General features: G+C 28.8%; 11 protein-coding genes. 9 read left to right on the forward strand and 2 right to left on the reverse strand.

Going from position 1 to position 11,956, the window contains the following annotated elements; all coding sequences use genetic code 11:
* The 9 genes from JJE11_RS06605 to JJE11_RS06645 all read left to right on the forward strand — a co-directional run.
* Nucleotides 1–639: polysaccharide biosynthesis C-terminal domain-containing protein (locus tag JJE11_RS06605; RefSeq protein ID WP_291633829.1), on the forward strand; the 639-nt coding region annotated here is incomplete at its 5' end.
* A gap of 29 nt (nucleotides 640–668) precedes the next feature.
* Nucleotides 669–1,631, forward strand: a complete 963-nt coding sequence (locus JJE11_RS06610) for a glycosyltransferase (RefSeq protein ID WP_291633831.1) — start codon at nucleotides 669–671, stop codon at nucleotides 1,629–1,631.
* Nucleotides 1,632–1,653: 22 nt separating this feature from the next.
* Nucleotides 1,654–2,685: a glycosyltransferase gene (locus JJE11_RS06615; RefSeq protein WP_291633844.1), complete on the forward strand. Its 1,032-nt coding sequence runs from the start codon at nucleotides 1,654–1,656 to the stop codon at nucleotides 2,683–2,685.
* 71 nt (nucleotides 2,686–2,756) lie between these two features.
* The gene (locus tag JJE11_RS06620; protein WP_291633834.1) at nucleotides 2,757–3,794 is read left to right on the forward strand and encodes a glycosyltransferase family A protein; all 1,038 of its coding nucleotides are present in this window, start codon (nucleotides 2,757–2,759) and stop codon (nucleotides 3,792–3,794) included.
* A gap of 49 nt (nucleotides 3,795–3,843) precedes the next feature.
* The gene (locus JJE11_RS06625) at nucleotides 3,844–4,512 is read left to right on the forward strand and encodes a Wzz/FepE/Etk N-terminal domain-containing protein (protein WP_291633836.1); all 669 of its coding nucleotides are present in this window, start codon (nucleotides 3,844–3,846) and stop codon (nucleotides 4,510–4,512) included.
* A gap of 27 nt (nucleotides 4,513–4,539) precedes the next feature.
* Nucleotides 4,540–5,172, forward strand: coding sequence for a CpsD/CapB family tyrosine-protein kinase (locus tag JJE11_RS06630; protein ID WP_291633838.1), 633 nt, complete (start codon nucleotides 4,540–4,542; stop codon nucleotides 5,170–5,172).
* A 33-nt stretch (nucleotides 5,173–5,205) separates the two neighbouring features.
* Nucleotides 5,206–6,357, forward strand: a complete 1,152-nt coding sequence (gene cps2T, locus JJE11_RS06635) for a beta 1-4 rhamnosyltransferase Cps2T (RefSeq protein ID WP_291633839.1) — start codon at nucleotides 5,206–5,208, stop codon at nucleotides 6,355–6,357.
* Between the two features lie 94 nt (nucleotides 6,358–6,451).
* Nucleotides 6,452–7,774: a glycosyltransferase gene (locus tag JJE11_RS06640; RefSeq protein WP_291633840.1), complete on the forward strand. Its 1,323-nt coding sequence runs from the start codon at nucleotides 6,452–6,454 to the stop codon at nucleotides 7,772–7,774.
* 70 nt (nucleotides 7,775–7,844) lie between these two features.
* The gene (locus JJE11_RS06645; protein ID WP_291633841.1) at nucleotides 7,845–9,053 is read left to right on the forward strand and encodes a hypothetical protein; all 1,209 of its coding nucleotides are present in this window, start codon (nucleotides 7,845–7,847) and stop codon (nucleotides 9,051–9,053) included.
* A 284-nt stretch (nucleotides 9,054–9,337) separates the two neighbouring features.
* Here JJE11_RS06645 and JJE11_RS06650 read toward each other — a convergent pair whose 3' ends face one another.
* Both JJE11_RS06650 and JJE11_RS06655 read right to left on the reverse strand, forming a co-directional pair.
* On the reverse strand, nucleotides 9,338–10,669 hold the full coding sequence (locus JJE11_RS06650) for a right-handed parallel beta-helix repeat-containing protein (RefSeq protein WP_291633842.1): 1,332 nt from the start codon (nucleotides 10,667–10,669) through the stop codon (nucleotides 9,338–9,340).
* A gap of 29 nt (nucleotides 10,670–10,698) precedes the next feature.
* A partial coding sequence (locus JJE11_RS06655) for a right-handed parallel beta-helix repeat-containing protein (protein WP_291633843.1) occupies nucleotides 10,699–11,956 on the reverse strand: 1,258 nt, incomplete at its 5' end.

The raw sequence follows: 11,956 nt of genomic DNA on the forward strand, positions 1-11,956 counted from the left end.
ACAGTCGAGGAAAACAAAAAAGATTTAATGAAATTACTAATAAAAGTAGGCAGAATTCAATATTACATATGTAGTTATATTTTTGTAGGTTTTGTCTTAGTGGGTAAACAGTTTATTGTGCGTTGGGTTGGAAGCGGATATTCATATTGTTATCTCATTGCAATAGTACTTATGTTTCCTCAAATTTTTTCAATCATTCAATCATTATTTGCTACCATGCTTGAAGCAATGAATATGCATAGAGTGAAGGCATACATATACTTGTCTGTTGCAATTTTAAATGTAATTATATCAATATTACTAGTTAGGCAATATCAAGGGATGGGATGTGCAATTGGTACAGCAATAGGCATGGTTATAAATGCAGTAGCAAACAATTTCTATTATAAATATGTTATAAAGCTAGACATAAAATCTTTTTGGGTTCAAATGTTGAAATTAGTAATTCCAACTTCAATTACGTTTATAGCAGGGTTCTTTGCTTTGCGTTTATTTAGTTTGACATCATATGGTTCAATATTGATGTTTGGTGTTCTATTTACAATAATATTTTTTATTGTATTTTGGTTATTGGGATTTAATAAGTTTGAGAAGAAGATCTTCATTTCAGCATTAAAAATGCGAAGGATTAAACAATAAAAAAGCAAAATAGTTAGAGAGGTGTTTTAATGAAGGATGATAAGCAACTATTAGTGTCTGTGATTATGAGTGTATATAATGAAGAAGAAAATTGGCTAATAGAGTCAATTGAATCAATACTTAATCAAAGTTATAAAAACTTAGAATTTATTATTATTTTGGATAAGCCAGACAACGATAAATTAGATGTTTTAATTCATAAGTATTGCAAAACAGATGCTAGAATACAATACTTTGTGAATGAAAAAAACATTGGATTGGTTAGAAGTCTTAATAAAGCATTAAGTTATGCAAAAGGTGATTTTATAGCAAGAATGGATGCAGATGATATATCAATGTCTGGTAGAATTGAAAAGCAAATGAATTATATGAGTACCCACCCGGATGTAGATTTTATGGGTGCTAGATGCATTAATATTGGTGAAGATGGCATGGAATTATACCGAGATGCAATGATACCAGAGGATATGAAACTAATTAAGAGTTGCCTCGTAAATGTTGATTTTGTTAATCATCCAACTTGGTTTTTCAGAAAAGAATGTTCAGATAAGAACAAAGGCTACAGAGAAATTACATGTGCAGAAGATTATGACTTTTTATTAAGACTTATAACTAACGGATTTAAGCTTGCTAATACAAATGAATTCTTAGTTAGATATAGAATTCGAAGTAGTGGAATTTCTAAAAGTAATTCATTACAACAGCTTCTATACTCTAAACACGTTGTTAAAATGTATAATGATAGGTTAAAATATGGATTTGAAAAGGAATCAATAGAATTTTTAAAAAATATCAAAATTGATGCTAATGAGGAAAATAGATATAGTTTAGCATTAGAAGGACTTACTAAATCAAAAAACTATAAGAAAAAAAATGAAGCATATAGAATTTACTTAATTGGTAAAAGTTATATATATTCAAAATACTTAAGAATTTTATTAAAAGATATCACCTTTCATAAATTCAAGAAGCTATTATATCTAAAAAAGTAGGGGGAATGTTTCATTGAATAGAGTGGATGTCAGTATTATAATACCTGTTTACAACGTTCAGGAATACTTAGCTGTTTGCCTTGATAGTGTTATTAAGCAAACTATTAAAAGTAAAGAAATTATTGTGGTAAATGATGGTTCTACAGATAAGTGTTATGAAATATTAAAAGAATATAAAATAAAATTCCCTGAGCTAATTATTATTAATCAGAAAAATAGAGGTATTAGTGAAACAAGAAATGCGGGACTAAAAGTAGCAAGAGGCGAATACATCGCGTTTGTTGACAGTGATGACTTTATTGAATTAACTATGTTTGAAAGAATGTACTTAGCGGCTAAAAGAGAGAATTCTGACATAGTTATTTGTGATTACATATTGTATAACGAAAAGCCTGATAAACAAAGCTTTGATAAATATAAATCAGAAAAATACATAATAGAAGGAATTAATGAAGAGGGTTATATAGATAAAATTGATGCTTTAAAGAAATTTTTATTGAATGATATAAAGGCTTATACATGGAATAAGCTCCATAAAAGGGAGCTTTTTACTAAAAATCATATTTTATTTCCAGATTTTAAAGTATGTGAAGATACTCCTGCGTCTTTTTTATTACTAGCATATTCTCGAAAAATATTTTCAATGCAGGAACCATTATATTATTATAGGCAAAGAGAAGCATCACTTACAAAAACATTTTCTATAAAATCAATGGAGGATATGCTAGCAGGATGTTATATTATGAGAGATTATATAGAAAAGAATTCTTTGATTTATGAAAAATTAATTCACTATTATAGAGTGTATATGATAAAAACACTATGGGTAATACATAACAAATATTGGATACAATATTGTGAAACAAGAGACAAAAGCAATTATTCTGATTTTAAAAAAATAGTTGCAAAAGAGGTAAGGGGTATAAAAATTTCTGAAATAATAGGTAATAGTGAGCTAACACTAAAGCAGAAAATTAATGCGTTACTTATAAAGACAGGAACTTATGGTCTTATATTCCCCCTATTATACAAACTTAGATATCTAAAGAAATAAACACCACAGCAAGTGGTGACTAGTTGCGTAGGTGATGTCAGCACCTACGGTGATGATTAAGGAGTTGTATTATGGTTGAGATAAGTATTATAGTTCCGATTTATAATGGAGCAAAATATATTAATGAATGTATAGAGATGATAATAAACCAAACATTTAAAAACTTTGAGTTAATAATAGTAGACGATGGGTCTACTGATAATAGCTTCGAGATGTGCAACGAATATGCAAAAAAAGATAATAGAATAAAATTAATTAGTAAAAAAAATCAAGGAACCTGGGCGGCTAGAAATAAAGGAATAGATATTTCTTTGGGTAAATATATTATATTTTTTGATTGCGATGATTGGTATGAAGATAACTTATTAAAGGTAATGTATGAATCCATTGAAAATAACGATGTTGATTTAGTTATATCAGGGCAAACTAATGTTAGTGTAAATAAAGATGGAAAAACTATAAGGAGAACCAAAGTATTACCGGAAAAACACTTTTTTATGACTGAAAATGAAATTCTAGGTAATTATATTCTTTTAAGAAAAGAAGAAATTGGGGATACTCTATGGAATAAGATTTACAAAGCAGAGATCATAAAAAAATATGATTTAAAATTTGAAAATTATAAACGTGGCGAAGATACATTATTTAATGCCAACTATTATGAACACATAAACAAATGCATAGTCATTCCAGAAGCTTTCTACAACTATAGAATTGAAAATTCAAACCCAGTATGGTTAAAGTATTCAGAAAATTATTTAAATGTTGTTTTAGAAGAAAATAACGCAATTATAAATAAACTTGAGCAATGGGGTAAATATAATAGCGATGCCGTTGAATACCAGTCAACTCATTTTACTTATCGTATAATTGAATATTTTTATGGTATAGCTTATCCTAAAAATCATTTAAGTTTTAAAAATAAATGTAAAAAAATAATGAGCTTAATAACTGATGAAGAAGTTAAAAAAAATCTGAAAAATTCCAATGTAATCGGAAAATTTCCTAAATTAATCAGTAGGTTTATGAAATCGAAAAATGTTGTATTAATATTATTTTTAGTAAGAATTAAATTAATACAAAATAATATACGAGACTATAAAATTTGAAGTTAAGTAAATAATATTTAACAAGTATAATTACCATGGAGGTATTAAAATGAACAATGAATCAAATGTAGGCTATAAAGAGTTTATAAATGTAATAAAAAGAGGGAAATGGACTATATTACTGATAACATTGCTGGCAACATTAGTAGCACTTTCAATTAGTTTATATTTAATGAAAAGCGCTAAACCAGTTTATCAAACAAAAACAAGCGTTATAATCGGTAAAAAAGAAGATATAGTTAATGCTAAAGGTTTTATAAGTACATTTGAGGAAATTGCAAACTCTAGCACTATTGCAAAGAATGCTAGTGTGGCATTGAAGGGCTCTCTTTCTCCTTTAAAAGTTAAAAAGAGTTATGAGATTAGTGTATCAGATTCTACTCCGATTTTAACAATTACAGCTAGCGGAGAATCACAAAAGGAGTCAATGCAAATAGCTAAAGCAGTTTATACCTCTTTTTCAAAAGAGGTTTTGAGAGTATATCCGTCGCAGACCATGAAAATCATGGAAAATTCAGTCCAAAATGATGTTTCGAACAGTAAATTTAAATTCCTTAATGTTATATTAGCATTTTTACTTGGACTTTTTCTTTCGGTATTTGGTGTGACCTTTGTAGGTTATTTTGATGAGAAAATCAGGACTAAAGATGATGTAGAGAAATATTTAGGGCTCAATGTTATTGGAAATTTACCCAATAGAAGAAGAAAAGATATTTAACGATATTTTAGATAGGAGAGATATTTAATGGAAAAAATAAACAATGCGAAGTATCTTAATTTAGATTTAATAAATGCTAAAGCATTTTACGAATTAAAAGCAAACATTCAGTTTAAGTTCGCTGATAAGGAAAGCAAAGTTATTATGATAGCTAGTGCAGAAAATAAGGATGGTAGGTCTACTACTGCTGCATATCTTTCTTTAGTGCTAGCTGAAAGTGGAAAAAAAACTATACTTGTTGATTGTGACCAAAGAAATTCCAGCATACATAATATGTTTAATTTATCAAACGAAAAAGGTCTAGTCAATTTTTTGACAGGAGATATTAAAATTGAAGAAGCAGTTAATACTACAAAACAAAAGAATTTATCTATAATAACTTCAGGTAGCAAGTCATTAAACTATGCGGAACTTTTTGTTTCATCAAATTTTAATGAATTTATTGTGGCGTTAAAAAAAGATTTTGATTATATCATTCTTGATACTCCACCACTTACACAAGGTGCTGATGCTGAGGTGTTATCAAAGTATACGGATGGATGTGTGCTAGTGGTTAAGTCCGGACAAACAGAAAGAAAATCCGCTACAAAAGCTAAAGAGATTTTACTGAAAGCTAATGCCAATATTATAGGAGTATTTTTAAATAAAACAAGTTATTAATAATTTTACAAAACAAAATAGAGGTGCACACGTATGAAAAATGTATTTATTATAGGTTCAAAAGGAATACCATCAAATTATGGTGGATTTGAAACTTTCGTAGACAAATTAACTCTTTATAAAAAAAGCAAAGATATCATGTATCATGTATCTTGCCTAAATATACGCGATGAACAATTTTATTATAATAAAGCGAGATGCTTTAACGTTAAAGTAAAGGATATAGGTAGTGCTAAAGCAGTGCTGTATGATCTGCAAGCTTTAAGCAAATCTATAAAGTATATCGAAGAACATAATTTGTCTAATTCTATTATTCTTATTCTTGCTTGTCGTATCGGTCCATTCATATCATTTTATAAGTCAAAACTAAAAGATTTAGGAATAAGGCTTTATATAAATCCTGATGGACATGAATGGAAAAGAAGTAAATGGAGTATGCCAATAAGAGCTTACTGGAAATTTTCTGAGAAATTGATGGTTAAGCATTCAGATTTACTAATATGTGATTCAAGAGGTATAGAAGAATATATAAAAACAGATTACCAAATGTATAATCCTAATACTACATTTGTTGCTTATGGAGCTGAAATTGAGAGATCTAAGCTAAATGGGAATGACACAGTAATCACTAACTTTTTTAATGAGTTTTATGTAAGAAAAAAGGAATACTACTTAATAGTTGGCAGGTTTGTACCTGAGAATAATTATGAGACTATGATAAGAGAATTCATGAACTCTGATGTTGATAAGGATTTGGTTATAATTACAAACCTTGAGAAAAACAAGTTTTATGAAAGATTATTAAAGGTGACGAACTATATTAGTGATAAGAGAATTAAATTTGTAGGAACTGTATATGATAATGAACTTCTAAAAAAGATAAGAGAAGAAGCATTTGCATACATCCATGGACATTCTGTAGGGGGAACGAATCCGTCACTACTAGAAGCACTGTCAAGTACTGATATTAATTTGCTCTTAGATGTTAATTTTAATAGGGAAGTTGGAAAAGATGGAGCTTTATATTTTAATAAACAAGATGGTGATTTAGCGGCTTTAATAAGTAAAGCTGAAAAATTAAAAGAAGATGAGATAAAAACAATATCTAAAACTGCTACAAATATAATTGCAGATTTTTATTCTTGGGACAAGATTGTTAATGATTATGAAGAACTTTTTTTATAAATAAAGGAGGTGTATTGTCATTAAAATATTACATTATTCTCTTGGGCTACCTCCTTTTAGGACAGGAGGATTAACTAAATACTCTGTAGATCTTATGTTAAGTCAAATTAAAAATGGTGACGAAGTTAACCTACTATATCCAGGGCATTGTACGCTAAGTAGAAAGTTACGGATTACTAAGGATACATCATTTAAGGGTGTTAGGGTATTTGAAATATTAAATCCACTTTCCATTCCGTTATTAAGTGGAATACCGAGTCCAGAAGAGTATTTGAAAGATATAGACGTGAATATATATATTGATTTTTTAAAGGACTTAGATGTGGAAATTATACATATTCATACGCTAATGGGCCTTAATAAAGAGTTAATTGAAGCAGCACAAAAGTTAAATATAAAAACCATATTTACATCTCATGATTATTTTGGGATATGCCCTAAAGTTAATCTTATTAATTTACAAGGGGTAATATGTACGGATTATGACAACGGGAAAAACTGTATTGAGTGCAACAGAAATGGATACAGTAAATCTTTAGTTTTACTTATGCAGTCAAAGAGTTATAGAAAACTAAAGAATAGTTCTATCCTAAAAAAGTTAAGAATGTATAAGCAGAAAATAATTATTAAAAAAAACAATGATTTAAGTTTAGTCGAACAGGTAATAGGAAAAAATAATAATGACTCTTCGGCGGGTGCATATGTTAAATTAAGAAAGTACTTTATAGATATAATTAATAATATAGATTATATTCATTACAATAGCAGTGTTGCAAAAAATGCATATGAGAAATATATTCACAATGAAAATAATGGAATCCTTAATATTACTCACTCAAATATAAAGGATAATAGAATACAAAAGAATAGTAATAGTAATGACCCATTAAAGATAACATATATTGGATCTATAGAGAAATATAAAGGTTTGTTTTTTTTAATGCATGTGATTGAAACGTTATGGAAAAATAACATTAATAATTGGAATTTAGATATTTATGGAAGAAACGTAAATATAAATATAGATGAATTTATGGGAAAAGTAAAGATAAAGGGTACTTATGATTATTCTGAATTAGAGCAAATTTTTAAGAATACAGATGTACTAATTGTACCGAGTATTTGGTATGAAACATTTGGATATATAGCTTTAGAGGCATTTTCTTATGGTGTGCCTGTAATTATGACTGACTTCGTAGGGTTTAAAGATATGATAATTAATGGAGTTACTGGTATCATAATTAAGGCTTCAGAAGATGAATTATATAATAATTTGCAAACTATAATAAAAAGCAGAGAAAAATTATCTTATATTAATAAAAATATAATTGAGCTACCAAGTATTTATACAATGGAAAAACATACCCAGGATGTAATGAAGTTGTACACAGATTTAATTAAAGGAGTGGAGAAATAGTTAACAACACTTCAGAAGGAAAGCCTCCTTCTGAAGTCGTTAATATTGCAACTTCACAGGAGATGATTTAATGGAAATATTAATGGCATTATTGTATGCTTTTCACCAGATGGTTGCTAATTTACCTTTTGTCAGTAGTACTTTAACTGGCAATTTAGATTTTTTTTATGCAATAGGTATAATAGGAATTATTTTTGTTATATTCAAAAGAAAAAGAGATATTTCACTCTTAATAATATGTGCATTACCAATTGCAATATATGGTATCATTCAATTTATGATTATGGAAAACTTAGATATACAAAAGCTTGTGGTGAATATTTCCAAAATTACTATTTGTATTTCACTAATGATTTTGGTATCTAGGAAAATGAATGATTTTAAAGTTAAAAAATTTATTGATTATATATGTAGAATATATATAATATTTACACCCATAGCTTTGATATTTACGAAAAATGAGTATTTTTGGAGACTTCATGATACTATAAATAAATATAGTCTTACTAGACTTAATTTATTTTATATAGAACCTAGTGAACTGGGATTTCATTTATCTTTTATAATTATAATACTGATGTATTTAATTATTGTGGAAAAAGATAGAAAGGTAATTAGAAAATACCTAGTTTACCTGACAGATTGCACCTTTCTACTAGTATTATCTAAAGCTTATGGGTCTTCAGTAATTTTGCTTGGGACTATACTTGTAGTATCATTTGCAATTATAATAGCAAAAATGAATTTTAAAAATATTTTAGTTGGATATGGATTATCGATAATTTTCACTACAATAATAATACTATTTATTGTTACTAAATCATCGATTTATATGAGAACAGTCGATACATTAAATGGGAGTGATTCCTCCAATAGTTATAGAGTAAATGTTACTCAAAAATTCACTAGTACAGCGATAACTAATACTAACGGTATTGGAGTAGGACTCGGTAATCTGAATACAGACAACACAAGAAAAATCTTCAAGTCAACGGGGATGACAGCTGTAGTAGCAGCATCATTTCCATACTTTATTGCAGAGGGCGGAGTATTTGGGATAGTATATTTGCTTTTGTTACTTATGATTTTACTAATCAATGTATTATTCAAAAAGAACATGCTCTTGGCAAACCTTCTGTTATTTAGTTTCTTATATCAGATTTACGGAGGTTACTTTACAAATCCAGTAAACTGGATTATATATGGACTAATACTAAGTAGATGGACACCAGAAAAAATTGAATTAGAAAACAACAAAGAGAAAGGGATAATTTATTAAATTATCCCTTTCTCTTCATTGTTTCAGTCCTATTTAAATACATAATAAAATAAAATTCTCCGGAGTGAATTGCAATAAGAAGCGAGAAAACATTGAAATTCCATTTAGAAATTCTTGTTTTGACAATATAAAATTCTCGTAAGACTGCCAGGACGGCAGTCTAGCGAACCTGAGGCAGGACGCCGAATGTGAGCGTTAGAGAATTTTATATTGGCAAAAGATTAGAATCTCTTAATGAAATTTCACGTTTAAAGCTCGGTTGCAAGGCACGCAGGAGAAGTCTTTTATTTCCCGATAGTCATTTTAGCATATTCATGAAGCCCATCTTTATAACCTGTTATTGTATTATTATCTATTTTGTTATGCTGATTAGTATTGGAAGTTGAGTAAATACCGCTCTTAACTATAATTCCATTACTTGAGCTAATTTTATTATTAGTTATTGTTATATGTTGAGGTTGAGATTTTCCATTTGAGTCAAGTAATATTCCATTACCCGTTTCTACAGTATTAGTATCGTTTTTTCCATTTGTATCACTTATAGTATTATCTGTTATAGTGCAATTTGCGCTTCCTGCGGTTATATCAATACCATTATTTTGCGCAGACAATACTTTGTTTCCTGTGCAGGTTGTTCCAGAGGTATCATACAGACATATTGCACCTAGATTACCAACACCATCCAAGGACTCTTCTACTGTATTGTTCTTAACGATGTTATTATCAGACTGCCATATTTCAATTTGATTAAATCTGTTATTTTTACATATATTGTTTATAAGAGTATTCTTACTGGTAACCTTCTTTTCGCCTCCATAGATTGTAGCACCTTCCTGACCATTACCTACGCATTCATTATTGCTTGCTACGGAACCAGTTGTACCTTTGCCAGTTGTTGAATTGTAAGCGAATATTACGCCTTGACCACCGCTGTTTTTTAAAGTATTGTTTGTAACTTTGATGTTGCTCCCATTTAAACAGTAAACATGACCACTGATTTGCTCTTTGGTATAGCCACCGAAAACTTTAGGATTATCAAAATTATTTTTATCAATTGTAATATTAGAACTGTCATTATCTATTAAAATACCATATTTGCGTATATCATAGAAAAATGAATTTGTAACTACGCAGTCATCTGCCTCTGAAAAATTAATTGCTGCAAAATCAATTTTATTTGTAAATCTGCAACTAGTTATCCTAAGTCCTTTTTTCCCAGTAACGTTTATTGCTGTAGCACAATTTTGAAATTCTAACCCCTCTAAACTGTTATCATTACCTACAGAAAATAAAGTGTTTTTGCCTGTGCCAATAATTATAGCATCACTAGATGAAATCATTTTTACTCCATCTTTTAATTTAACAGTAGTTTTAAACTTATATTTGCCTTCTGGTAATTTTATTGTACTCCCGCTAGGATAAGAATCTATTATTTTTTGAAATTGGGTAGAAGTATCTGTTGCACCAGTTATGTCTAATGAATATTTTTTTATATCATTTTTACTGATTTTATGAACCGATGGATCTTTGGTTTTATTAACAATTACAAATGTTGAGATTATAATTGATAGCAAGATTATTATAATAATAATAATCTTATTTTTCAGAGAATTCATATATATAATCACCCTTTATATCCATATTATTAAATTCCACGTGTCATGTTAGCATAAGAATGAAGTCCGTACTTGTAACCTGTTATTATGTTGCTATATATTTTGTTATGATGATTTGTATTAGAAGTTGAATAGATACCACTCTTAGCTATAATTCCATTACTTGAGCTAATTTTATTATTTTTGATTGTTATATATTGAGGATCAGCTACCCCATTCCAATCAAGTAATATTGCATTACCATTTTGCGCTGCAGTACTATTGCTTAAATTAGTATTTGCTATACTATTATCTGATACAATGCAATTTAAGCTTCCAGCCGTTATATCAATGCCATTATTTTGAGCTGACAATATGTTGTTTTCTGTGCATGTTGTCCCAGTTGTAGAAAACAGACAGATTGCTCCCATATTCCCACGGCCACTTATTGATTCTTCGACTGTATTATTTTGAACAATATTATTATCAGATTGCCATACTTCTATTTGATTATATCTGTTATTTTTAGAGGTATTTCCTATAATAGAATTTCCACTGCTCACCTTCTTGCTACCACCGTAAATTGTGATGCCTTCTTGACCATTGCCTACACACAGATTATTTTGTGCAAGGCAGCTTGTTGTACCTTCTCCAGAAGTTGAACTGTAACCAAATATTATGCCTTGGCCACCACTATTTTTTAAAACATTGTTTGTCACATTAATTCTAGTACCACTTAAGCAGTAAATATGCCCACTAATTTGTGAAATATCGTAGCCACCAAAGACTTTGGGGTTATCAAAATAATTGCTATCTATTGTAATATCAGAACTATTATCATCTATTTTAATTCCATATTTACGTATATTATAGAAATATGAATTAGTAATAGAGCAATCACTTGACCCATATAAATCAATCGCAGCATATTTAATGTTATTTTTAAAGCTGCAGTTTGTTATATTAATTTCATTTTGCCTTATAGCGCTTATTGCTATAGAGCAACTTTGAAACTCTATATCCTGAAAACTGTTATTATTACCTGTAGAGAATAAAGTATTACTACCAGTACCCTCGATTACAACATCATTTAATGCAATTAGTTTTAACCCATCTTTCAATTTAACAATGTTAGAAAATTTATATATGCCTTTTGATAATTTTATCGTACTGCCCTTAGGTATTGAATCTACCATTTTTTGAAATTCATCTGAGGTATCTGTTCTCCCCGTTAAATCCAAATTATAATCTTTAGCTTCTATTATAGAAGGATTAGATTGACTAGTAACCTTTGCTGTTAAATCAGCA

The organism is Clostridium sp. (genome assembly GCF_016650095.1).
Lineage (GTDB): Bacteria > Bacillota > Clostridia > Clostridiales > Clostridiaceae > Clostridium_AD.